The 24,116-nt window shown below is 69.5% G+C and carries 21 protein-coding genes; 12 read left to right on the top strand and 9 right to left on the bottom strand.

All coding sequences use genetic code 11. From position 1 onward, the window contains the following. Positions 1 to 86: 86 nt before the first annotated feature. The 5 genes from EIZ62_RS16150 (at position 87) to trxA (ending at position 4,999) form a co-directional block, all read left to right on the top strand. A complete protein-coding gene (locus EIZ62_RS16150; protein ID WP_156693370.1) occupies positions 87 to 1,817 on the top strand; it encodes a protein kinase family protein in 1,731 nt (576 codons plus the stop codon). Positions 1,818 to 1,874: 57 nt separating this feature from the next. Next, positions 1,875 to 2,579 carry an RNA polymerase sigma factor SigM gene (gene sigM / locus EIZ62_RS16145; RefSeq protein ID WP_156693369.1) on the top strand — a complete coding sequence of 235 codons (705 nt, stop codon included), beginning with the start codon at positions 1,875 to 1,877 and terminating at the stop codon, positions 2,577 to 2,579. Beyond that, positions 2,576 to 3,496 (top strand): anti-sigma factor, encoded by a 921-nt coding sequence (locus tag EIZ62_RS16140; RefSeq protein ID WP_156693368.1) that lies wholly within the window; start codon positions 2,576 to 2,578, stop codon positions 3,494 to 3,496. Before sigM ends, EIZ62_RS16140 begins: the two co-directional genes overlap by 4 nt. A gap of 143 nt (positions 3,497 to 3,639) precedes the next feature. Further along, positions 3,640 to 4,614, top strand: a complete 975-nt coding sequence (gene trxB, locus EIZ62_RS16135; protein WP_156693367.1) for a thioredoxin-disulfide reductase — start codon at positions 3,640 to 3,642, stop codon at positions 4,612 to 4,614. 43 nt (positions 4,615 to 4,657) lie between these two features. Further along, positions 4,658 to 4,999, top strand: coding sequence for a thioredoxin (gene trxA, locus EIZ62_RS16130; protein ID WP_156693366.1), 342 nt, complete (start codon positions 4,658 to 4,660; stop codon positions 4,997 to 4,999). A 103-nt stretch (positions 5,000 to 5,102) separates the two neighbouring features. On the opposite strand, the gene EIZ62_RS16125 is transcribed toward trxA, so the two are convergent. From EIZ62_RS16125 to rpmH, 9 genes are all read right to left on the bottom strand, one after another. Further along, on the bottom strand, positions 5,103 to 5,720 hold the full coding sequence (locus EIZ62_RS16125) for a GNAT family N-acetyltransferase (protein ID WP_156693365.1): 618 nt from the start codon (positions 5,718 to 5,720) through the stop codon (positions 5,103 to 5,105). 333 nt (positions 5,721 to 6,053) lie between these two features. After that, the gene (locus EIZ62_RS16120) at positions 6,054 to 7,184 is read right to left on the bottom strand and encodes a ParB/RepB/Spo0J family partition protein (RefSeq protein ID WP_156693364.1); all 1,131 of its coding nucleotides are present in this window, start codon (positions 7,182 to 7,184) and stop codon (positions 6,054 to 6,056) included. Continuing rightward, positions 7,181 to 8,257, bottom strand: a complete 1,077-nt coding sequence (locus EIZ62_RS16115) for a ParA family protein (RefSeq protein WP_156693363.1) — start codon at positions 8,255 to 8,257, stop codon at positions 7,181 to 7,183. The genes EIZ62_RS16120 and EIZ62_RS16115 overlap by 4 nt, the downstream gene beginning before the upstream one ends. Positions 8,258 to 8,492: 235 nt before the next feature. Further along, entirely contained in the window at positions 8,493 to 9,203 is a 711-nt protein-coding gene (gene rsmG / locus EIZ62_RS16110; protein ID WP_208827937.1) for a 16S rRNA (guanine(527)-N(7))-methyltransferase RsmG, read from the bottom strand. 122 nt (positions 9,204 to 9,325) lie between these two features. Further along, the gene (locus tag EIZ62_RS16105) at positions 9,326 to 9,835 is read right to left on the bottom strand and encodes a Jag family protein (protein ID WP_156693361.1); all 510 of its coding nucleotides are present in this window, start codon (positions 9,833 to 9,835) and stop codon (positions 9,326 to 9,328) included. A 14-nt stretch (positions 9,836 to 9,849) separates the two neighbouring features. Then, on the bottom strand, positions 9,850 to 11,085 hold the full coding sequence (gene yidC / locus EIZ62_RS16100) for a membrane protein insertase YidC (RefSeq protein ID WP_156693360.1): 1,236 nt from the start codon (positions 11,083 to 11,085) through the stop codon (positions 9,850 to 9,852). A 3-nt stretch (positions 11,086 to 11,088) separates the two neighbouring features. Further along, positions 11,089 to 11,415 (bottom strand): membrane protein insertion efficiency factor YidD, encoded by a 327-nt coding sequence (yidD, locus tag EIZ62_RS16095; RefSeq protein WP_156693359.1) that lies wholly within the window; start codon positions 11,413 to 11,415, stop codon positions 11,089 to 11,091. Next, positions 11,412 to 11,783 (bottom strand): ribonuclease P protein component, encoded by a 372-nt coding sequence (gene rnpA, locus EIZ62_RS16090; RefSeq protein WP_156693358.1) that lies wholly within the window; start codon positions 11,781 to 11,783, stop codon positions 11,412 to 11,414. Before rnpA ends, yidD begins: the two co-directional genes overlap by 4 nt. A gap of 20 nt (positions 11,784 to 11,803) precedes the next feature. Continuing rightward, positions 11,804 to 11,941, bottom strand: coding sequence for a 50S ribosomal protein L34 (rpmH, locus tag EIZ62_RS16085; protein WP_018846094.1), 138 nt, complete (start codon positions 11,939 to 11,941; stop codon positions 11,804 to 11,806). A 360-nt stretch (positions 11,942 to 12,301) separates the two neighbouring features. On the opposite strand from rpmH, the gene dnaA reads away from it, so the two are divergent. From dnaA to gyrA, 7 genes are all read left to right on the top strand, one after another. Beyond that, positions 12,302 to 14,071 (top strand): chromosomal replication initiator protein DnaA, encoded by a 1,770-nt coding sequence (gene dnaA, locus EIZ62_RS16080; RefSeq protein WP_156693357.1) that lies wholly within the window; start codon positions 12,302 to 12,304, stop codon positions 14,069 to 14,071. A 950-nt stretch (positions 14,072 to 15,021) separates the two neighbouring features. After that, complete coding sequence (dnaN, locus tag EIZ62_RS16075; protein WP_156693356.1) at positions 15,022 to 16,152, top strand: DNA polymerase III subunit beta; 1,131 nt, start codon at positions 15,022 to 15,024, stop codon at positions 16,150 to 16,152. A gap of 138 nt (positions 16,153 to 16,290) precedes the next feature. Beyond that, positions 16,291 to 17,181 carry a phosphogluconate dehydrogenase (NAD(+)-dependent, decarboxylating) gene (gene gnd / locus EIZ62_RS16070; RefSeq protein WP_156693355.1) on the top strand — a complete coding sequence of 297 codons (891 nt, stop codon included), beginning with the start codon at positions 16,291 to 16,293 and terminating at the stop codon, positions 17,179 to 17,181. 58 nt (positions 17,182 to 17,239) lie between these two features. Further along, positions 17,240 to 18,358, top strand: a complete 1,119-nt coding sequence (gene recF / locus EIZ62_RS16065) for a DNA replication/repair protein RecF (RefSeq protein ID WP_156693354.1) — start codon at positions 17,240 to 17,242, stop codon at positions 18,356 to 18,358. Then, the gene (locus EIZ62_RS16060) at positions 18,355 to 18,888 is read left to right on the top strand and encodes a DciA family protein (RefSeq protein WP_156693353.1); all 534 of its coding nucleotides are present in this window, start codon (positions 18,355 to 18,357) and stop codon (positions 18,886 to 18,888) included. Before recF ends, EIZ62_RS16060 begins: the two co-directional genes overlap by 4 nt. A gap of 411 nt (positions 18,889 to 19,299) precedes the next feature. Continuing rightward, positions 19,300 to 21,372: a DNA topoisomerase (ATP-hydrolyzing) subunit B gene (gene gyrB / locus EIZ62_RS16055; protein WP_156693352.1), complete on the top strand. Its 2,073-nt coding sequence runs from the start codon at positions 19,300 to 19,302 to the stop codon at positions 21,370 to 21,372. Between the two features lie 41 nt (positions 21,373 to 21,413). Then, on the top strand, positions 21,414 to 24,116 hold the full coding sequence (gene gyrA / locus EIZ62_RS16050) for a DNA gyrase subunit A (RefSeq protein WP_156693351.1): 2,703 nt from the start codon (positions 21,414 to 21,416) through the stop codon (positions 24,114 to 24,116).

The following is a 24,116-nucleotide window of genomic DNA, read 5'->3' as shown; positions in this document are numbered from 1 at the left end:
CCGCGTGTCGTGCATAGCGCCGGACTGTGGGCACAATTGGCATGGCTGTTGGATGTGGCGCAACGGATGGGGAGGCAGGAACGACGGTGGCGGAACGTAGCACGGCTGCCGTCGACGTGGCCGACAACAGCGGTGACGACCCGCTGGCCGCGAAGGCGGACAAGGCCGCGAGCGACGGGGTGGCGGAAGCGCAGGACACGGCGGAGCAGTCCGCCCAGGGCGGCGACGGCGAACGGCGGGACGGTGAGCGGTCCGGCTACACCACGCCCGACCTGCACAGTGGCCACAAACTCGCCAAACGCTACCGGCTCGAGGAGTGCGTCACCCGTCTGGACGGCTTCAGCAGTTGGCGTGCCGTCGACGAGAAGTTGCGCCGGGCCGTCGGGGTCCACATCCTCCCCGCCCTTCACCCTAGGGCCCGTTCGGTACTGGCCGCGGCCCGCTCCTCGGCGCTCCTGGGTGACCCCCGATTCGTCCAGGTCCTGGACGCGGTCGAGGAGAACGAACTCGTCTACGTCGTCCACGAATGGCTGCCGGACGCCACCGAGCTCACCGCGCTGCTCGCGGCCGGCCCCCTCGAAGCGCACGACGCCTACCAACTCGTCAGTCAGGTCTCCCAGGCGATGGCCGCCGCCCACCGGGAAGGCCTGTCCCACCTGCGGCTGACCCCGAGCGCCGTCCTGCGCAGCTCCACCGGCCAGTACCGGATCCGCGGACTCGCCGTGAACGCCGCCCTCCGCGGCATCACCGCCGACCGCCCGCAGCGCACCGACACCGAGGCGATCGGCGCCCTGCTGTACGCGGCGCTGACCAAGCGCTGGCCGTACGAGACCGACGCCTACGGCCTGTCCGGGCTGCCCAAGGGCGTGGGGCTCCTCCCGCCGGACCAGGTACGGGCCGGCGTGCACCGCGGCCTCGCCGAGATCGCCATGCGCGCCCTGGTCAACGACGGTGCGACCGCGTCCCGTCAGGAACCGCCCTGCACCACACCCGACGAGCTCGCCAAGGCCGTCGCGGCCATGCCGCGCATCCGCCCGCCGGAGCCCGACTTCCCCGCCCCGCTCGAGTACCAGCGCACGACGTACCAGCAGGGCAACTACGGCCGCGCCCAGGCGCGCCCCAGCGCCGCCACCACCACCGTCACGCCCGTCCCCCCGCCTCCGTTGCAGAGCCGGACGGGCAAGGCCCTCAAGTGGGCCGTCTCCGCGCTTCTCATCGCCGCCCTGGGCCTGGGCAGCTGGCAGGTCGCCGACAAGCTGCTGGACCAGAGGACCAACGAGAAGACCGGTGAGACGGGCACCCAGACATCACCGGGCGGCGAGAGCCAGAAGAAGCCGCCGGCGCCCAAGCCCCTGAAGCCGCTCCAGATCAGCGACGTCAGCGAGTTCATGCCCCACGGGTCCGGCATACAGCTGGACGAGGTGCCCCACGCGGCGGACGGCCAGGGGGACACCTCCTGGGTCACCCCGCGGTACGAGGGGTACGCCAACTTCGGCAATCTCCCGGAACGCCGGCAGGGCAGCGGGATCATCGTCGACCTGGGAAGCGTCCAGGACGTCCGTGGCATCGATGTCGCCATGTACCGCTCGGGCCAGAAGGCCGAGGTCCTCGCAGCGGCCGAGGACGCGACCGACCCCGGCAGCGCCGACGCCTTCCCGCACCGCCTGACCGAACTGCAGACGGCGGGGGACACGCTCAAGGCGAGCGTGCAGAAGCCCGTCCGCACGCGCTACGTACTGATCCACATCACGGAGCTGCCGTCCGACGGAACGGGCGGCTACCGTGGCGGGATCTCCGAGATCAAGGTGCTCGGCTGACGGCCGTGTCCGGCGCGGGCACTGCTCTGGGCGGGAACCGGGAGGGGAGGTGGCGGCATGACGAGCGAGGCATCCGAGGAGCCGAGCGACAAGGAACTCCTGGCGCGCCATGTCGCCGGGGACCCGGACGCCTTCGGTGAGATCGTGCGCCGTCATCGCGACCGGCTCTGGGCGGTCGCCCTGCGTACGCTGGGGGACCGCGAGGAAGCCGCGGACGCCGTCCAGGACGCCCTGGTGTCGGCCTTCCGGGCCGCCCACACCTTCCGGGGCCAGTCGGCGGTCACGACCTGGCTCCACCGCATCACGGTGAACGCCTGTCTCGACCGGGCCCGCAAGGCCGCCTCGCGCAGGACCTCGCCGGTCGACGACACGGAGCGGCTGGAGCAGCTCCTGGAGCCGCACGAGTCGGCCGAGGCGCCGGCCGAGCGGCAGGACCTCCACCGGGAACTGTTCGCCGCGCTCGCGAAGCTTCCCGCGGACCAGCGGGCGGCTCTGGTGCTCGTGGACATGCAGGGATACCCGGTCGCCGAGGCCGCACGTGTCCTCGATGTACCGACGGGCACGGTGAAGAGCCGCTGTGCACGGGGGAGGGCCAGGCTCCTCCCGCTGCTCACTCATCTGCGCGGTGACACCGGGGATAACGGTGGCCTGGACAGGGGAAGGAACCGGACGCCGGGGACATCCGTCCCACCGGCGTCGGGACCAAGGGATGCAGGACCAAGCGATCCTGCTGCTGTGAAGGGCGGAGGTGGGCGCACGTGACATCCACGACCGACACGGCTCAGCACCCGGACGTCTCGGAGATCTCCGATCTCACGGAAGGGCTTCTCCCTCCGGCCCGGACGGCTGATGTACGTGCCCATGTCGAGGGCTGCGCGCTGTGTGCCGACGTCCGGTCCTCGCTGGAGGAGATCCGCGGACTGCTGGGCACCCTCCCGGGCCCCGCCCGGATGCCCGCCGACATCGCCGAGCGGATCGACGCGGCGCTGGCCGCCGAAGCGCTGCTCAACGCCACGGCTCCCGCCGAGGCGGAGGAGCATGTTTCACGTGAAACAGCGACGGCGTCCGTGGCTCCCGAGCCGGCCCCAGCCCCCGTCGCCACCGACCGTCCCACCGACCGCGCAGCCGACCGTCCCGCAGGCCGCCCCCGTTCCGCTACGGGCCCCGGCCGTGCGCGTCCCGTCCGCCGCCGTCGTACCGCGGTGCTCGGTGCCGTCTTCGGTGTCGCCGCCCTGGGAGTGAGCGTTCTGCTTTTCCAGGCCGTGCAGCCCGGGGACGACCCCGACGGGTCCAGGACGGCCGACACCGCTGTCAGCGCTCCGGGCAACCCGACGTTCTCCGGCACCGCTGTCGAAGACCGGGTCGAGGCCCTGCTGACGGAGAAGCCCGCCGCCTCACCGCGCAACGAGAAGCAGCCCCCGTCCGTGGACAACCCGTCGACGATGTCCACCGATGAGGCGGTGACCGTGCCGCCCTGCATCCAGGCGGGCACCGGCCGCGACGACCCGGCCGTGGCCGCCCAGCCGGGGAGCTACGACGGCAAGCCCGCGTACCTGGTGGTCCTGCCGCACGCGACGGAGCCGTCCCAGGTCCAGGCGTACGTCCTCGACGCGTCCTGCACCACGCAGAGGAGCGCCAAGGCGGACGTGCTGCTCTCCCGGGCCTACCCCCGCCCCTGACTCCCGCCCGGCTTTGGCCGACGCCACAGAGCCGCTCGGACACTCCGGGAATGCACGCCCCGTAGGATCCGTTGGGTGGGGTGAGAGTCCTTGACCCGGCCCCCGTAGGCAGTAGGCAGTCCCCAGAGACGAGGAAGAAACCCGTGAGCGACGTCCGTAACGTGATCATCATCGGCTCCGGGCCCGCCGGCTACACGGCTGCGCTGTACACGGCGCGAGCCTCGCTGAAGCCGCTGGTCTTCGAAGGTGCCGTCACCGCCGGTGGTGCGCTCATGAACACGACCGACGTGGAGAACTTCCCCGGCTTCCGGGACGGGATCATGGGTCCTGACCTGATGGACAACATGCGCGCCCAGGCCGAGCGCTTCGGGGCCGAGCTCCTCCCGGACGATGTCGTCTCGGTCGACCTGACCGGTGACATCAAGACGGTGACCGACACGGCCGGCACGGTGCACCGCGCCAAGGCCGTGATCGTGACGACCGGGTCCCAGCACCGTAAGCTCGGGCTGCCGAACGAGGACGCGCTGTCGGGTCGCGGCGTCTCCTGGTGCGCCACCTGCGACGGGTTCTTCTTCAAGGACCAGGACATCGCCGTGGTCGGCGGTGGCGACACCGCCATGGAGGAGGCGACCTTCCTCTCCCGGTTCGCCAAGTCCGTCACCATCATCCACCGTCGGGACACCCTGCGGGCCTCCAAGGCCATGCAGGAGCGTGCCTTCGCCGACCCGAAGATCAAGTTCGCCTGGGACAGCGAGGTCGCGACGATCCACGGCGAGCAGAAGCTCAGCGGTCTGACACTGCGCAACACCAAGACCGGCGAGACCTCCGAGCTGCCGGTGACCGGTCTGTTCATCGCCGTGGGCCACGACCCGCGCACCGAGCTGTTCAAGGGCCAGCTCGAGCTCGACGACGAGGGCTACCTCAAGGTCGACGCGCCCTCGACGCGCACCAACCTGGCCGGCGTCTTCGGCGCTGGTGACGTCGTGGACCACACCTACCGCCAGGCGATCACCGCCGCCGGCACGGGCTGCTCCGCCGCGCTCGACGCCGAGCGCTTCCTGGCGTCGCTCGCCGACAGCGAGAAGGCCGCCGAGCCCGAGAAGACCGCGACGGTCTGACCACCATCCCCCACCCACACCCCGCGAAGAGAAGGAGGCCGCCGTGGCCGGCGACCTGAAGACCGTTACCGACGACTCGTTCGAAGAGGACGTCCTCAAGAGCGACAAGCCCGTCCTCGTGGACTTCTGGGCCGCCTGGTGCGGTCCGTGCCGTCAGATCGCGCCGTCGCTGGAGGCCATCGCCGCCGAGTACGGCGACCAGATCACGATCGTCAAGCTCAACATCGATGAGAACCCCGCCACGGCCGCCAAGTACGGCGTCATGTCGATTCCGACGCTGAACGTCTACAAGAACGGCGAGGTCGACAAGACCATCGTCGGCGCCAAGCCGAAGGCCGCGATCGTCCGCGACCTTGAGCCCTACCTCGGTGAGGTCAAGGCCTGACGCCTTCGGGTGTTTCACGTGAAACACGAATGGCCCGTCCGAAGGGACGGGCCATTCGTGTTTTCGCAGCCGTGCCGCCGAAGCGCGGAACAGCCGGCCGTCCTCACAGCGGGCGCAGCGCCGGCTCCTTCTGGACGGCGCCCAGCAGGCGGTCGAGCGCCAGCTCGACGTCTTCCTTCCACGACAGCGTCGTCCGCAGCTCCAGCCGAAGCCTCGGGTAGGCGGGGTGGGGGCGCACGGTCTTGAAGCCCACGGCCAGCAGGTGATCGGCCGGCAGCAGACAGGCCGGCTCCTTCCAACGGGCGTCACCGAACGCCTCGATGGCTTTGAACCCCCGGCGCAGCAAGTCCTTCGCCACGGTCTGCACCATCACGCGCCCCAGGCCCTGCCCCTGGTAGCCGGGCGCTATCCAGGCGGTCATCAGCTGCACGGCGTCGGGGGAGACGGGGCTCGTGGGGAACGCGGTCGAGCGCGGTACGTAGGCGGGCGGGGCGTAGAGCACATAGCCGACCGGCACGTCGTCCACATAGACCACCCGGCCGCAGGAGCCCCAGTCCAGGAGCACGGCGGAGATCCAGGCCTCCTTCTCCAACTCCGGAGTGCCTGCCTTTACCGCGGCTTCTCCACTGACCGGGTCAAGCTCCCAGAAGACACACGCGCGGCATCGCTTGGGGAGATCTGGAAGGTTGTCCAACGTGAGCGGTACGAGCCGACGCCCCATGAAGGCTGTTCCTCACTTCCTTCGCCTGCCGCTCCCAGAGCGGCGGTCAGCGCGCTCCGTTCCCGGAGCAGGCTGCCGATGAACCCGCCGACCGCACCGATGCCCAGTCCTGCTGTCAGCAGTTGGCTGCGGCTCACCTCTCGCATGCCTGGCTCTCCCTCCGAGGTGGATCAGGCGGATGCGCATACCAGAACGCATCGTATCGATCGGGTGATGACGCGCATACGGGAAGAGGCCAAAGGGCGGACCGCGTTCCGGTGAACACCGGACCCGGTCCGCCCTGACAGCGTTGAGCCGTGCGCGCGGGAGAGCGGCCTCTCCGCAGCTCCCGGTTCAGCTCTCCTCGTCGCCCTGCTGACGCTCTTCGGCCAGGCCCTTTTCCAACACGCGCCCCTCGCCGGGGGCGAGGCTGCCGAGGATGCGCTCCAGATCCTCCATCGAGGCGAACTCGACGACGATCTTGCCCTTCTTCTGCCCCAGGTCCACCTTCACGCGTGTCTCAAAGCGATCGGAGAGCCGGGTGGCGAGCTGGGAGAGCGCCGGCGAGACGCGGGCACCGGCTCGCGGTCCCTTGGCCTTGGGGGCGCTGCTGGGCTCGGAGCCCATCAGCGTGACGATCTCCTCGACGGCGCGGACCGACAGCCCCTCGGCCACGATCCGGTACGCCAACTTGTCCTGGGCCTCGGGGTCCTCGACGGACAGCAGCGCCCTGGCGTGGCCCGCCGACAGCACGCCGGCGGCGACCCGGCGCTGCACGGGAGGCGACAGCCGGAGCAGACGCAGGGTGTTGGAGACCTGCGGACGCGAGCGACCGATGCGGTCGGCCAGCTGGTCATGGGTGCAGCTGAAGTCCTTCAGCAGCTGGTCGTAGGCCATGGCCTCTTCCAGCGGGTTCAGCTGCGCCCGGTGCAGGTTCTCCAGTAGAGCGTCGAGCAGGAGTTTGTCGTCCTCGGTCTCACGGACGATCGCCGGGATCCGCTCCAGACCCGCTTCCCGGCAGGCACGCCAGCGACGCTCGCCCATGATGAGCTCGTAGCGCTCGGGGCCCAGCTGGCGCACGACGACGGGCTGGAGCAACCCGACCTCCTGGATGGAGGTCACCAGCTCGGCGAGGGCGTCCTCGTCGAAGACCTCCCGCGGCTGGCGCGGGTTGGGCGTGATGGCGTCCAGCGGAAGCTCGGCGAAGTGCGCGACGGCTGACGTCTCGGCCTCGGCGCCCGCCTCGGGCTCCGGGGAGGTCGCCGGAGTGGGGGTCTGCGCCACCGGGCGGTCGCCATCCACGGGCGCCGCGCTCTGCGGCAGCTTCGCCACCTTGGCAGCCGCCACCCCGCGCTCGGCCGTCAGGGAGGGAATGGATCCCGGGGAGGTGGACCCCGACCCCACCGAGGTGGCCGGCCGCTCCTGGGGTGCCGCCGGAATCAGCGCACTGAGCCCACGCCCCAGCCCCCTACGTCGCTCGCTCACTGGATCCCCTCCGACATGCTGTGCTGGTTGCTCTGGTTGCCCAGGTGGGCGTGCTGGGCGTCGTAGTGGATACCGACCCCCCGCAGTGCGATCTCGCGGGCCGCCTCGAAGTACGACAGCGCTCCGCTGGAACCGGGGTCGTACGTCAGGACCGTCTGTCCATAGCTCGGCGCCTCCGAGATACGGACGGATCGCGGAATGCTGGTCCGCAGGACCTCGTCCCCGAAGTGGCTGCGTACCTCCTCTGCCACCTGCGATGCGAGCCTGGTCCGCCCGTCGTACATGGTGAGCAGGATCGTCGAGACGTGGAGCGCCGGGTTGAGGTGCCCCCGCACCAGGTCGACGTTCTTCAGGAGCTGGCCGAGGCCCTCCAGCGCGTAGTACTCGCACTGGATGGGGATGAGCACCTCGGCACCGGCCACCAGGGCGTTGACCGTGAGCAGGCCGAGCGAGGGCGGGCAGTCGATGAGGATGTAGTCCAGCGGCTGCTCGTACGCCTGGATCGCTCGTTGCAGACGACTCTCCCGCGCCACCAGCGACACCAGCTCGATCTCCGCACCGGCGAGATCGATGGTGGCCGGGGCGCAGAAGAGGCCTTCGACGTCCGGGACGGGCTGGACCACGTCGGAGAGCGGCTTGCTCTCCACCAGGACGTCATAGATCGAAGGAACTTCGGCGTGGTGGTCGATGCCGAGGGCGGTGGACGCGTTGCCCTGCGGGTCGAGGTCGATGACCAGGACCCGGGCACCGTGCAGCGCCAGCGAAGCGGCAAGGTTCACCGTTGTGGTGGTCTTGCCCACCCCGCCCTTCTGGTTGGCGACCACCATGATGCGGGTCTGCTCAGGACGAGGGAGCCCCTCGCCCGCACGGCCCAGAGCCTCCACCGCCAGCTGGGCGGATCGACCAATGGGGGTGTCGTCCATGGGGGGCGGTGTTTCACGTGAAACATCCTCCCCCGCCGATTCGGTACGGGGACCGGGGACCGGATCGGTCATCGGTCCCGCGATGTTGGCGTCGGACCGCAAGGATTCACTCTCCTCGGCTTCAGGCTCGCGATGAACAGAGCCTGCCATGCTTTCGGGGTCGTGAACCAGCGAGGCCCGTGGTTCTGTGGACAACTCCACCTCTGTGGACAAGTCCGTAGCCCTCATGGGTGGCCTACGGTCGCGCGGCGTGGCAGCCGCGCGACCGCGGCTGATGATTCCCTGCAGCAGTGAGCGACGTTTCACGTGAAACATTGATGCACTCGCTGGAGGGTCAGCGTGTCACGACACTCCGAAATGCGTACGTATGAGGATCAACCAGGCGTCAACGGCGGCGGCGAGACGTCCGGGCCGCCTTGGCCCGCTTGGCAGCGAAGCGCACACCGCCCGGGCTCTCACCGACCTCGACGCGCACCACGGTCGACAGAGGATCGACGATTCCCTCACCGACCTGAACCACGGAGGTCTCCACCACACCCAGCTTGCTCAGCGCGGCCCGGGCACCCTGGAGCTCCTCCTCCGCCGTGTCTCCCTTGAGCGCCAGCATCTCCCCGTAGGGCCGCAGCAGGGGCACACCCCAGCCGGCCAGCCGGTCCAGGGGCGCGACGGCCCGCGCCGTGACGACATGGACGGGCGGCAGCTTGCCGAGCACTTCCTCCGCTCGACCGCGCACCACGGTCACATGGTCCAGCCCGAGCAGCTCCACGACTTCCTGGAGGAAGTTCGTCCGGCGCAGCAGAGGCTCAAGAAGGGTGATCTTCAGGTCCGGGCGGACCAGAGCCAGCGGGATACCGGGCAAGCCGGCCCCCGAGCCGACGTCGCAGACCGTGACCCCCTCGGGCACGACCTCGGAGAGCACCGCGCAGTTCAGCAGGTGCCGCTCCCACAGCCTCGGCACCTCCCGGGGGCCGATCAGGCCGCGCTTGACGCCCGCGTCCGCGAGGAGCTCCGCGTACCGCACGGCCTCGGGGAAGAACTCACCGAAAACCGTCCGCGCTTCTTGAGGCGCATGGGGAAGCTCTTCTGCCTCCGTCACGGGAACCGTCCTTCCGTACCGCATTACCGCACTGGGTGCTGGCCCCCAGTGATCAGTGAGTATCAGGCTGACAAAGATCGGCCCCGCCTGCGAACAGACGGGGCCGACCATACAAAGGGTGATCAGGCAGGGAGCACGACGACGAAGCGCTGCGGCTCCTCGCCCTCGGACTCGCTGCGCAGACCGGCGGCGGCCACCGCGTCGTGTACGACCTTGCGCTCGAAGGGGGTCATCGGCTCGAGCTTCACCGGCTCGCCGCTGGTCTTCACGTCATTGGCGGCCTTGGCGCCCAGCTCGGCGAGCTCGGTGCGCTTCTTGGCCCGGAAGCCCGCGATGTCCAGCATCAGGCGGCTGCGGTCGCCGGTCTCCCGGAGCACCGCGAGACGCGTCAGCTCCTGGAGTGCCTCGAGCACCTCGCCGTCACGGCCCACCAGCTTCTGGAGGTCGCGGCTGCTCGAGTCACTGATGATCGAGACCGCGGCGCGGTCCGCCTCGACGTCCATGTCGATGTCGCCGTCGAGATCGGCGATGTCGAGCAGACCCTCGAGGTAGTCGGCCGCGATCTCGCCCTCCTGCTCCAGGCGGGTCAGGGTGTCGCCACCCTGGGCGGCGGAGGTGGTGCCTTCCGTCACGGATGGACTCCTTCTTACTTCTTGGACGACGGGTGCTTGGGCCGCTGCTGGCCCTTGCGCTGTCCGGACTTGGCCTGGCGGGCAGACCCGCCGGCGGGCTTGGCGGGCTGCTGCTTGGCGTCCTGGGGCTCGTCGGCCTTCTCCAGGGACGTCTTGGCGGGGGACTGGTGCGCGGCCTGGGCCTGGCGCTTCGCCTTGGGCTGGCGCTTGGGCTGCTGGCGCCGGGTCGCGGCGGCGTTCTCCGCCTCGGCGGTCGCGGGGTCGACCTTCTTGACGGAACCGTCGGCCTGCGGGGTGAACCCGGCCTTGGCGAGGCTGGTGTAGAACTTGCGCTCGTTGTCGTTGCGGTCCGGGCCCTTGGCGACGATGGCCTGGACGACGGCACGGCGCCGGCGGCCCCGCACATCACCGTGGGAGGTGACGCTCTTCACCAGGCGCTGGAGGTACTGGTCCTGCGCCTTGCTGCCCGGGGTCGGGTTCTGGTTGATCACGTACATCTGCTGGCCCATGGTCCACACGTTGGTGGTCAGCCAGTAGACGAGGACGCCGACGGGGAAGTTGATGCCCATCACGGCGAAGATCACCGGGAAGATGTACATCAGCATCTTCTGCTGCTGCATGTACGGGGTCTTGACCGTCAGGTCGACGTTCTTCTGCATCAGCTGGCGCTGGGTGAAGAACTGCGACAGCGACATCAGGACGATCATGACCGCGGTGACGATGCGGACATCGAGCAGGGACGCGTTGAGCGCTTCGACCTTGGCCGGGTCGTCCATGAACTTCGCGGCGATCGGGGCCCCGAAGATGTGGGCCTCACGGGCGCTGTTCACCAGGCTCTGGTTGAGGACGCCGATGGTGTCACCAGAGGCGATCTTCGACAGCACGTGGTAGAGGGCGAAGAAGAACGGCGACTGCGCCAGGATGGGAAGGCACGAGGAGAGCGGGTTGGTGCCCGTCTCCTTGTACAGCTTCATCATCTCTTCGGACTGACGCTGCTTGTCGTTCTTGTAGCGCTCCTGGATCGCCTTCATCTTCGGCTGGAGCGCCTGCATGTTCCGGGTCGACTTGATCTGCTTCACGAACAGCGGGATCAGGCAGATCCGGATGAGCACCACGAGGGACACGATCGACAGACCCCAGGCCCAGCCCGTGTCGGGTCCGAAAACCGCCCCGTAGAGGCTGTGGAACTGGACGATGATCCACGAGACAGGTGTGGTGATGAAGCTGAACAGACTGGCAATCGTGTCCACTAATCAGGCTCCTTGAGCATTGGGCGAGGTCTCTGCGGCCGGGCTCGTCTCGGCGGAGGTCCCGCCCTTGCCGCCGCGCAACGCGTCGCGCAGCATTTCGTGCCAGCGCGGGCGCTTACGAGGGGGTACATGGTCCACACCGCCCGGCGACCACGGATTGCACCGCAGGATGCGCCAGGCGGTCAGGGCTGTGCCCTTGACCGCGCCGTGCCGGTCGATGGCCGTGAATCCGTAGTGGGAACACGACGGGTAGTACCGGCAGACGGGGCCGAGCAGCGGGCTGATCGTCCACTGGTACAGCTTGATCAGTGCCAGCAGCGGGTACTTCATCGCGCGCCCCCTCCCAGCAACCGCTGAAAGGCGGCATCCAGGTCTCGGGCCAGCTGTGCTTGGTCGGCGTCGCCCGCTCCGGGCAGCGCCCGTACTACCACCAGGCTACCGGGGGGCAGGGAAGGCAGTCGGTCGCGCATCAGGTGGCGAAGTCTGCGCTTCACCTGGTTCCGCACGACCGCACCGCCCACGGCCTTGCTGACGACGAAACCCGCACGTGTCGGGGGAGCGCTCTCCCCTGACGCGTGCGGGTCCGTTGCACCGCTTCTTAGGTGGACGACGAGGAGCGGGCGGCCGGCCCGGCGTCCTCGGCGTACCGCGGTCGCGAAGTCCTCGCGCCGCCTCAGCCGATTCTCGGTAGGCAGCACGTCATGACCTGTTTAAACGATCAGGCGGACAGGTTGGCGCGACCCTTGCTACGGCGGTTCGCCAGGATGGCGCGGCCGGCGCGGGTACGCATGCGCAGACGGAAACCGTGGGTCTTGGCACGACGACGGTTGTTCGGCTGGAAGGTGCGCTTGCTCACTCGGGGGCTCCAGAAATGATTCGGGTGGTGGCGGGACATCGCCTGGCTGTCACCGTGCGCCCACGAGTAGCTCGCAATACGCCCGAGTGCACCGCTTCACGATCACTGACCGTGATCTTTGCCCATCGGAGGCAGGCGGCAGCAGCCATCGACAACTCGACCTGGTTACGGTACGCGCGGCTACGCCATCCGGTCAAACCGGCCCCGGGTCGTGGTCCACTGTGCACAGGCTGTGGACAACAACTTGAACCACGCGAGCCGCCACGACTACCGTGGCTGAACTCGGATTCCTTTCCTGCCTGTCCTTCCATCCCGTCCCGAGAACCACACATTCGTGGGACCTGTGAGAGAGCGTGCCTTGTGGCTGACGTACCTGCTGATCTTGCCGCAGTGTGGCCACGAGTGCTCGAGCAGCTCCTGGGGGAGGGCCAGCAGGGCATCGAGTCGAAGGACAAGCAGTGGATCGAGCGCTGCCAGCCGCTGGCCCTGGTCGCGGACACCGCTCTCCTCGCCGTCCCCAACGAGTGGGGCAAGCGCGTCCTGGAGGGCCGCCTCGCCCCGCTGATCAGCGAGACGCTGAGCCGCGAGTGCGGCCGCCCCATCCGGATCGCGATCACCGTCGACGACTCCGCGGGTGACCCGCCGCCCCCGCCGCCCCCCGGCAGGCAGCAGCCGCAGCAGCCCCGCTACGACGAGCGGCAGCAGAACGACGCGTACGACAAGCCGTACGACAAATACGACGGCTACGGCCACCAGGCCATGCCCGACGACGGGCTGCCGGCCGTGCGCCCGGCGTACCCGGACTACCAGCAGCAGCGCCCCGAGCCCGGCGCCTGGCCGCGTACCCAGGAGGACCTGTCCTGGCAGCAGCCGCGCCTGGGCGGCTTCCAGGACCGCGACCCCTACGCGTCGCCCCGCCCGCAGCAGCCGCACCACGACTACCGCGGCCCGCAGGCGACCGACCACTCCCCGTACGACCAGCAGCGCGGCGACCGGCGCGACCTGCCGGACGTCCCCGGCCAGCAGCGCCCCGGCGGTGCGGGGAGCGCGAGCGGCGGTACCGGCGCGGGAGCCGCGGGCGGCCGCCCCGGTGAGCCGCACGCCCGGCTGAACCCCAAGTACCTGTTCGACACCTTCGTCATCGGGTCGTCCAACCGGTTCGCCCACGCGGCGGCCGTCGCGGTCGCCGAGGCGCCGGCCAAGGCGTACAACCCGCTCTTCATTTACGGGGAGTCCGGGCTCGGCAAGACGCACCTGCTGCACGCGATCGGGCACTACGCGCGCAGCCTCTACCCCGGCACGCGCGTGCGGTACGTGAGCTCTGAGGAGTTCACCAACGAGTTCATCAACTCCATCCGCGACGGCAAGGGCGACACCTTCCGCAAGCGCTACCGCGACGTGGACATCCTGCTCGTCGACGACATCCAGTTCCTGGCGAGCAAGGAGTCGACGCAGGAGGAGTTCTTCCACACCTTCAACACGCTCCACAACGCCAACAAGCAGATCGTGCTGTCCTCGGACCGGCCGCCCAAGCAGCTGATGACCCTGGAGGACCGGCTGCGCAACCGCTTCGAGTGGGGCCTGACCACCGACGTGCAGCCGCCGGAGCTGGAGACGCGCATCGCGATCCTCCGCAAGAAGGCGGTGCAGGAGCAGCTCAACGCCCCGCCGGAGGTCCTGGAGTTCATCGCCTCCCGCATCTCGCGCAACATCCGCGAGCTGGAGGGCGCGCTGATCCGGGTCACGGCGTTCGCGAGCCTCAACCGGCAGCCGGTCGACCTGGTGCTCACCGAGGGCGTGCTGAAGGACCTGATCCCGGGCGGCGAGGACGCGGCCCCCGAGATCACGGCCGGCGCCATCATGGCGGCCACCGCCGACTACTTCGGGCTCACGGTCGAGGACCTGTGCGGATCGTCGCGCAGCCGGGTGCTGGTGACGGCCCGACAGATCGCGATGTACCTGTGCCGTGAGCTGACGGACCTCTCGCTGCCGAAGATCGGCGCCCAGTTCGGCGGGCGCGACCACACGACCGTGATGCACGCCGACCGCAAGATCCGCGCGCTGATGGCGGAGCGGCGCTCCATCTACAACCAGGTCACCGAGCTCACGAACCGCATCAAGAACGGCTGACGCCCGGCCGGACACCGCCGACCGCTGGAGCCCCCGCCCAGGGCGCCGGAACCGCTGCCCCGAGAGGCGCGGACCAGACCGCCCGGGGACGGGGGCTCACGCGTACCCGGGAACGCTCACGTCGCGCGGACCCGCGTGCCCTCCGGGGGCGGCCCAAGGCCCTCGTCAACGGTTTCCGGAGCGGTTCCGGGCCGCTCCTCGCCGCTGTCCACACCCTGTGTCCGGCCCGGACTGTTCGAATAGTTCGGTGGGTCACCGGGTTCTCCACAGCTCAGGCGGCGATCCCGAATCCACACCCTGGGGACCGCCAAGTTGTCCAGACGGCGTCCACAGGGTGAGGTGTCGGGGGCACATCCTCGCAGGTCACCCGGTTGTGGATTTGTGGCCGAACGCGCTCCACAGGCTGTGGACGAATCCGCCGTCCACAGGGCGCTCTCGCGGTTGTCCACCGGCGGCCCACAGGGACCGGTCCATGGTCCACAGCTTCTCCACACCCCTGTCCACTGTTCGGCAACGAAACGCCCGGCCTCACCGCGCCGAGTGAAAGCGGTCACACCAAGGAGGTCGATTGGCCTGTGGGGAAGCTGGGTAAAACTGGGGACGGCGCTGGGGAGAAGTCGGCCCCTGCTGTGCATCGGGTGTGCAGAACTTTCCCGCGTCCACAGAAACGGGTGGTTGTCCACTGGTCCCGCCCACAGGCGCGGTGGACAAAAAATGGGCTGTGACCTGCGCGGACGGGGTTATCCACGGTTTCCACAGGCCCTACTACTACTCCCACTCAGAGTTACCGGTGAATCCGCTTCGAAGCGGGGCCTGTGCACAACTCGGCGCCGGAGCGTCCTGCTGCTCTCGTCGCGACTTGACCCCGACCCGCACCGACTGTCGGCGGCGTGCGTCAGACTGGTTCCCGCAGTCGAGATACGAGCCAGCAACAGCAGGAGGCGGTTCCGGTGAAGATCCGGGTGGAGCGCGATGTACTCGCGGAGGCGGTGGCCTGGGTGGCCCGCAGCCTCCCGGCCCGTCCGCCGGCGCCCGTACTCGCGGGCCTTCTGCTGAAGGCCGAGGACGGCGCGCTCAGCTTCTCCAGCTTCGACTACGAGGTCTCGGCGCGCGTCTCGGTCGAGGCCGAGGTCGAGGAGGACGGCACGGTCCTCGTCTCCGGCCGCCTGCTCGCCGACATCTGCCGCGCCCTCCCCAACCGGCCGGTGGAGATTTCCACAGACGGTGTACGGGCGACCGTGGTCTGCGGCTCCTCCCGCTTCACCCTCCACACCATGCCGGTGGAGGAGTACCCGGCGCTGCCGGAGATGCCGACCGCGACCGGCACCGTCCCCGGTGAGGTCTTCGCCTCCGCCGCCGCCCAGGTCGCCATCGCGGCCGGCCGGGACGACACGCTGCCCGTCCTCACCGGTGTGCGCATCGAGATCGAGGGCGACACGGTCACGCTGGCCTCGACCGACCGGTACCGCTTCGCCGTCCGCGAGTTCCTGTGGAAGCCGGAGTCCCCGGACGCCTCGGCGGTCGCCCTGGTGCCCGCCAAGACGCTGCTGGACACCGCCAAGGCGCTCACGAGCGGCGACACGGTCACGCTGGCGCTGTCCGGTTCGGGCAAGGGCGAGGGCCTGATCGGTTTCGAGGGCGCCGGGCGGCGTACCACCACCCGTCTGCTCGAAGGCGACCTCCCGAAGTACCGCACCCTCTTCCCCACCGAGTTCAACTCGGTCGCGGTGATCGAGACGGCGCCGTTCGTCGAGGCCGTGAAGCGTGTGGCGCTGGTGGCCGAGCGGAACACGCCGGTCCGGCTGAGCTTCGAGCAGGGCGTGCTCATCCTGGAGGCCGGTTCCAGCGACGACGCACAGGCTGTGGAGCGCGTGGACGCGCAGCTCGAGGGCGATGACATCTCGATCGCCTTCAACCCGACGTTCCTGCTGGACGGCCTGAGCGCGATCGACTCCCCGGTCGCCCAGCTCTCCTTCACCACCTCCACCAAGCCCGCGCTGCTGAGCGGCAAGCCGGCCCTCGACGCCGAGGCGGACGAGGCGTACAAGTACCTGATCATGCCGGTGCGGCTGAGCGGCTGACCCCGCGGCCGGGGCGGTGCGCTGAGTGGCTGATCGTGCGCCTGATGAGCGCCTGACCCCACAGGTGTGCGCCCGCGTCCGGGCGTAGGCTCGGACGCGGGTACGAACTCTCCGCACACAACGATTGAGGAATCTCTGATGGAGCTCGGTCTCGTCGGTCTCGGCAAGATGGGCGGCAACATGCGCGAGCGCATCCGCCGCGCGGGTCACACCGTCATCGGGTACGACCGCAACCCTGACCTCGCCGATGTCCACAGCCTCGAGGAGCTTGTGGGCAAGCTCAAGGGCCCGCGCGTCGTGTGGGTCATGGTCCCGGCCGGCGCCGCGACCCAGTCCACGATCGACGAGCTCGCCGAGCTGCTCGCCCCGGGCGACATCGTCGTCGACGGCGGCAACTCGCGCTGGACGGACGACGAGAAGCACGCCGCCGAGCTGGCCGAGAAGGGCATCGGGTTCGTCGACTGCGGCGTCTCCGGCGGCGTCTGGGGCCTGGAGAACGGCTACGCGCTGATGTACGGCGGCGACGCCGAGCACGTGGCGAAGGTCCAGCCGGTCTTCGACGCGCTGAAGCCCGAGGGTGAGTTCGGCTCCGTCCACGCGGGCAAGGTCGGCGCGGGCCACTTCGCCAAGATGGTCCACAACGGCATCGAGTACGCCATGATGCAGGCGTACGCCGAGGGCTGGGAGCTGCTGGAGAAGGTCGACTCCGTCACCGACGTGCGCGAGGTCTTCCGCTCCTGGCAGGAGGGCACGGTCATCCGTTCCTGGCTGCTCGACCTGGCGGTCAACGCGCTGGACGAGGACGAGCACCTGGAGCGGCTGCGCGGTTTCGCACAGGACTCCGGCGAGGGCCGGTGGACCGTCGAGGCCGCCATCGACAACGCGGTCCCGCTGCCGGCGATCACCGCGTCGCTGTTCGCGCGGTTCGCGTCCCGGCAGGACGACTCGCCGCAGATGAAGATGATCGCCGCGCTGCGCAACCAGTTCGGCGGGCACGCGGTGACGTCCGCGGGCGAGTCCAGCAAGTAGATCCACAGGCTGTGCACCCGGCGGTGCACGGCATGCCGGGGGAAGGTCGGCGCACATCATGCATGTCACGCATCTGTCGCTGGCCGACTTCCGCTCGTACGCCCGGGTCGAGGTCCCTCTCGATCCGGGCGTCGGTGTCTTCGTGGGCGCCAACGGGCAGGGCAAGACCAATCTGGTCGAGGCCGTCGGATACCTGGCGACGCTCGGCAGCCACCGGGTGTCGTCCGACGCGCCGCTGGTGCGGATGGGCGCCGAGCGGGCGGTCATCCGGGCGGCGGTCCGGCAGGGCGAGCGGTCGCAGCTCGTCGAGCTGGAGCTCAACCCGGGCCGGGCGAACCGCGCCCGTATCAACCGGTCGTCCCAGGTCAGGCCCCGTGACGTACTGGGCATCGTCCGCACGGTGCTGTTCGCGCCGGAGGACCTGGCGCTGGTCAAGGGTGACCCGGGCGAGCGGCGGCGCTTCCTCGACGAGATGATCACCGCGCGTGCGCCGCGGATGGCGGGCGTACGGTCCGACTACGAGCGCGTACTGCGGCAGCGGAACACCCTGCTGAAGTCGGCCGCCATGGCGCGGCGGCACGGCGGCCGCTCCATGGACCTGTCCACCCTGGACGTGTGGGACCAGCATCTGGCGCGGGCCGGCGCGGAGCTGCTGGCGCAGCGCCTCGACCTCGTGTCCACCCTCCAGCCGCTGGCCGACAAGGCGTACGAGCAGCTCGCGCCGGGCGGCGGGCCGGTGGCGCTCGATTACAAGGGTGCCGTCTCCGGGGCCCACGACCGGGAGGCCCTGTACGAGGGGCTGATCGCCGCGATGGCCGAGGTGCGCAAGCAGGAGATCGAGCGGGGCGTCACGCTGGTCGGCCCGCACCGCGACGACCTGGTGCTCAAGCTGGGCGAGCTGCCCGCGAAGGGGTACGCCAGCCACGGCGAGTCCTGGTCGTACGCCCTGGCGCTGCGGCTGGCCTCGTACGACCTGCTGCGGGGCGAGGGCAACGAGCCGGTGCTCGTGCTGGACGACGTCTTCGCGGAGCTGGACGCGCGGCGCCGCGAGCGGCTGGCGGAGCTGGTCGCGCCGGGCGAGCAGGTGCTGGTGACGGCGGCGGTCGACGACGACGTGCCGGGGGTGCTGGCGGGAACGCGGTACGCGGTGTCCGAGGGCACGGTGGAGCGGCTGTGACGGACGACGCGCGCGTACCGGAGCCGTCCGGGGTCGACCTCGCGCGGGTCGCGCTGCGTGCCGCGAAGGAACAGGCGAAGGCGCGGGGCGCGGCGGCGCAGCAGAAGAAGCAGGCCCGGCGGGGCGGCGGCCTGCGGTCCGGTGCCCGCGCGGACGGGCGCGACCCGCTGCCGCTGGGCGCCGCGATCAACCGGCTGATTACCGAGCGCGGGTGGGAGACCTCCGCGGCGGTCGGCGGCGTGATGGGGCGCTGGCCGCAGATCGTGGGCGACGACCTGGCCAAGCACTGCGTACCGCTGCGGTACGACGAGGACCCGCAGGAGCGGGTGCTCACCGTGCAGTGCGACTCCACCGCGTGGGCGACGCAGCTGCGGCTGCTGGCGCCGCGGCTGGTCGCCCGGCTGAACGAGGACCTGGGGCACGGAACGGTACGGGTCATCAAGGTCCTCGGCCCGGGCGGCCCCCGCCGCGGCTACGGCGGCCCGCTGCGGGCGCCGGGCAGCACGGGGCCGGGCGACACCTACGGCTGACGCGCGCCCCGGGAGTCCCCCGCCCGCGCGAGCCCGCAAGCCGCCAACCCGCAACCCGCCAACCCTCCAGCCCTCAACCGTTCGCCCCGGGCAGCGGTGGCCCGGGCGCGGGGGGTGCCGGGGCGTGCCGGTGAGGGGGGTGGAGGCTGCTCCGGGAGGGGTCGGGGTGAGGTGGCCGTCACCGTCGCTGGAGGTTGACAGGCCGAAGCGCTGAGTGGCGGCGTGAGGCTCTTGGAGCCCCTTCCCGGATATGGGGAGTCGGCAGGCGCCGGTTCAGGGCGGCACATGCGGACTCAGGCACCGGCAAGCCCCCATTAATGTCAGTGCTACCGGTAGACTGGTAGGTAATCCCGCCCACCGCGGAACATGTCGAACGACGCAGCCGCTCCCGCATGCCCGGAGAGACGGCTTGTGCTGTGCCAGAAAGGGCGCTTCGTGGCCGATTCCGGCAACCCCAACGAGAACATTCCGTCCACTGCCGCCGGCGAGAACGGCGAGGCCACCTCGTCGTACGACGCCAGCGCGATCACCGTCCTCGAGGGTCTGGACGCGGTTCGCAAGCGTCCCGGCATGTACATCGGCTCGACCGGTGAGCGTGGACTCCACCACCTCGTACAAGAGGTCGTCGACAACTCCGTCGACGAGGCCCTGGCAGGGCACGCGGACACCATCGACGTCACGATCCTGGCGGACGGTGGCGTCAAGGTCGTGGACAACGGCCGCGGCATCCCCGTGGACATCCACCCCGTGGAGAAGAAGCCGGCCGTCGAGGTCGTGCTCACCGTCCTGCACGCGGGCGGCAAGTTCGGCGGCGGCGGTTACGCCGTCTCCGGCGGTCTGCACGGCGTCGGTGTGTCCGTCGTCAACGCCCTGTCGACCAGGGTGTCGGTCGAGATCAAGCGCGACGGCTACCGCTGGACGCAGGACTACAAGCTGGGTGTGCCCACCGCCCCGCTCGCCAAGCACGAGGCGGTCGAGGACTCCGGTACGACGGTGACGTTCTGGGCGGACCCGGACGTCTTTGAGACGACCGAGTACTCCTTCGAGACGCTGTCGCGCCGCTTCCAGGAGATGGCGTTCCTCAACAAGGGCCTGCGGATCACGCTCACCGACGAGCGCGAGTCGGCCAAGGCGACGATGAACGCCGACGACCCCGACGCCGCCGAGACGGTGGAGGAGGCGCCGGCGAGGACCGTCTCGTACCACTACGAGGGCGGCATCGTCGACTTCGTGAAGTACCTGAACTCGCGCAAGGGCGAGCTCATCCACCCCACGGTCATCTCGGTCGAGGCGGAGGACAAGGAGCGCCTGCTCTCCGTCGAGATCGCGATGCAGTGGAACTCGCAGTACACCGAGGGCGTGTACTCGTTCGCGAACACGATCCACACCCATGAGGGCGGTACGCACGAGGAGGGCTTCCGCGCCGCGCTGACGGGCCTCGTCAACCGGTACGCGCGCGACAAGAAGCTGCTGCGCGAGAAGGACGACAACCTCACGGGCGAGGACATCCGCGAGGGTCTGACGGCGATCATCTCGGTCAAGCTGGGCGAGCCGCAGTTCGAGGGCCAGACCAAGACGAAGCTGGGCAACACCGAGGCGAAGACGTTCGTGCAGAAGGTGCTGCACGAGCACCTCTCCGACTGGTTCGACCGCAATCCGAACGAGGCCGCGGACATCATCCGCAAGGCCTTCCAGGCCGCCACGGCCCGCGTCGCCGCCCGCAAGGCGCGTGACCTGACCCGCCGCAAGGGCCTGCTGGAGTCGGCCTCGCTGCCGGGCAAGCTGTCGGACTGCCAGTCGAACGACCCGGCCAAGTGCGAGATCTTCATCGTCGAGGGTGACTCCGCCGGCGGCTCCGCCAAGTCGGGCCGCAACCCGGAGTTCCAGGCCATCCTGCCCATCCGCGGCAAGATCCTGAACGTCGAGAAGGCGCGGATCGACAAGATCCTCCAGAACACCGAGGTCCAGGCGCTGATCTCCGCGTTCGGCACCGGTGTGCACGAGGACTTCGACATCGAGAAGCTCCGCTACCACAAGATCATTCTGATGGCGGACGCCGACGTCGACGGTCAGCACATCAACACCCTGCTGCTGACGTTCCTCTTCCGCTTCATGCGGCCGCTGGTCGAGGCCGGGCACGTGTACCTGTCCCGTCCGCCGCTGTACAAGATCAAGTGGGGCCGGGACGACTTCGAGTACGCGTACTCGGACCGCGAGCGCGACGCGCTCGTCGAGCTCGGCAAGCAGAACGGCAAGCGCATCCGCGAGGACTCGATCCAGCGCTTCAAGGGTCTGGGCGAGATGAACGCCGAGGAGCTGCGCGTCACCACCATGGACCAGGACCACCGGGTGCTCGGCCAGGTCACCCTGGACGACGCGGCCCAGGCCGACGACCTGTTCTCGGTGCTGATGGGCGAGGACGTGGAGGCGCGGCGCTCGTTCATCCAGCGCAACGCCAAGGACGTCCGCTTCCTCGACATCTGAGTCGGTCTCAGCTGACCGTACGAAAGGACTGAAGACCAGCAATGGCCGACGAGAACACCCCCGGCACTCCCAGCACTCCCGAAACCCCCGACGCCCCCGGCACCGTGACGCCCGAGCCTGAGCCCGCCGTGCCCGGTGTGGGCCTGCGGGTCGAGCCCGTCGGGCTCGAGACCGAGATGCAGCGCTCGTACCTCGACTACGCGATGTCCGTCATCGTGTCGCGAGCGCTGCCCGACGTGCGGGACGGCCTCAAGCCCGTCCACCGCCGCGTGCTCTACGCGATGTACGACGGCGGGTACCGGCCCGAGAAGGGCTTCTACAAGTGCGCCCGCGTCGTCGGTGACGTCATGGGTACGTACCACCCGCACGGTGACTCCTCGATCTACGACGCCCTGGTCCGCCTGGCCCAGCACTGGTCGATGCGCATGCCGCTGGTGGACTCCAACGGCAACTTCGGTTCCCCGGGCAACGACCCGGCCGCCGCCATGCGGTACACCGAGTGCAAGATGATGCCGCTGGCCATGGAGATGCTCCGGGACATCGACGAGGAGACCGTCGACTTCACGGACAACTACGACGGCCGCAACCAGGAGCCGACGGTCCTGCCGGCGCGCTTCCCGAACCTGCTGGTCAACGGCAGCGCCGGTATCGCGGTCGGCATGGCGACCAACATCCCGCCGCACAACCTCCGCGAGGTCGCGGCCGGCGCCCAGTGGGCGCTGGAGCACCCCGAGGCCACCCACGAGGAGCTCCTGGACGCGCTGCTCGAGCGCATCAAGGGCCCCGACTTCCCGACCGGCGCCCTCGTCGTCGGTCGCAAGGGCATCGAGGAGGCGTACCGCACGGGTCGCGGCTCCATCACGATGCGCGCGGTCGTCGAGGTCGAGGAGATCCAGAACCGCCAGTGCCTGGTGGTCACCGAGCTTCCGTACCAGGTGAACCCGGACAACCTGGCCCAGAAGATCGCCGACCTCGTCAAGGACGGCAAGATCGGCGGCATCGCCGACGTCCGTGACGAGACGTCCTCCCGGACCGGCCAGCGGCTGGTGATCGTCCTCAAGCGGGACGCGGTCGCCAAGGTCGTCCTCAACAACCTCTACAAGCACACCGACCTCCAGACGAACTTCGGCGCCAACATGCTGGCGCTCGTCGACGGCGTGCCGCGCACGCTCTCGCTGGACGCGTTCATCCGCCACTGGGTGACGCACCAGATCGAGGTCATCGTCCGGCGTACCAAGTTCCGCCTGCGCAAGGCGGAGGAGCGGGCGCACATCCTGCGCGGTCTGCTCAAGGCGCTGGACGCGATCGACGAGGTCATCGCGCTGATCCGGCGCAGCGACACCGTCGAGGTCGCCCGCGAGGGCCTGATGGGCCTGCTCCAGATCGACGAGATCCAGGCCAACGCCATCCTCGAGATGCAGCTGCGCCGCCTCGCCGCCCTGGAGCGCCAGAAGATCGTCGCCGAGCACGACGAGCTCCAGGCCAAGATCAACGAGTACAACGCGATCCTGGCGTCGGAGTCCCGCCAGCGGCAGATCGTCAGCGAGGAGCTGGCCGCGCTCGTCGAGAAGTTCGGCGACGACCGCCGCTCCAAGCTGGTGCCCTTCGACGGCGACATGTCCATGGAGGACCTGATCGCCGAGGAGGACATCGTCGTCACCATCACGCGTGGCGGCTATGTGAAGCGTACGAAGACCGACGACTACCGCTCGCAGAAGCGCGGCGGCAAGGGCGTGCGCGGCACGAAGCTGAAGGAAGACGACATCGTCGACCACTTCTTCGTCTCGACCACGCACCACTGGCTGCTGTTCTTCACCAACAAGGGCCGGGTCTACCGGGCCAAGGCCTACGAGCTGCCCGACGCCGGGCGGGACGCGCGCGGCCAGCACGTCGCCAACCTGCTGGCCTTCCAGCCGGACGAGCAGATCGCCGAGATCCTCGCGATCCGCGACTACGACGCGGCGCCCTACCTGGTGCTCGCCACCAAGGCCGGCCTGGTGAAGAAGACGTCCCTCAAGGACTACGACTCGCCCCGCTCCGGCGGCGTCATCGCGATCAACCTCCGTGAGAAGGAGGACGGCAGCGACGATGAGCTGATCGGCGCCGAGCTGGTCTCGTCCGACGACGACCTGCTGCTCATCAGCCGGAAGGCCCAGTCCATCCGGTTCACCGCGACGGACGAGGCGCTGCGCCCCATGGGCCGTGCGACGTCCGGTGTGAAGGGCATGAGTTTCCGCGAGGGCGACGAGCTGCTCTCGATGAATGTGGTCCGGCCGGGTACGTTCGTGTTCACCGCGACGGACGGCGGGTACGCGAAGCGGACCGCCGTCGACGAGTACCGCGTCCAGGGTCGTGGCGGCCTCGGCATCAAGGCTGCGAAGATCGTGGAGGACCGTGGCTCGCTCGTCGGCGCGCTGGTGGTCGAGGAGACGGACGAGATCCTCGCCATCACGCTGTCCGGTGGTGTGATTCGTACGCGAGTCAACGAAGTCAGGGAGACGGGCCGTGACACCATGGGCGTCCAACTGATCAACCTGGGCAAGCGGGATGCCGTCGTCGGTATCGCCCGCAACGCCGAGGCGGGCCGTGAGGCCGAAGAGGTCGAAGGTGCCGACGGGATCGATGCGATCGACGGCCCCGACGAGACCGATGAGGTCGTGGACGCCGGGGCTGCCGCCGAGAGCGGTGCCGCGGTCGAGGCAGCCGAGGGCACGGAGCCCTCGGCCGGGGAGCACGAGGAGTAA

Source organism: Streptomyces ficellus (assembly GCF_009739905.1).
GTDB classification, from domain to species: domain Bacteria; phylum Actinomycetota; class Actinomycetes; order Streptomycetales; family Streptomycetaceae; genus Streptomyces; species Streptomyces ficellus_A.
Note: the sequence above shows the minus strand (reverse complement) of the source record. Positions and strands in the feature narration are given on the sequence as shown.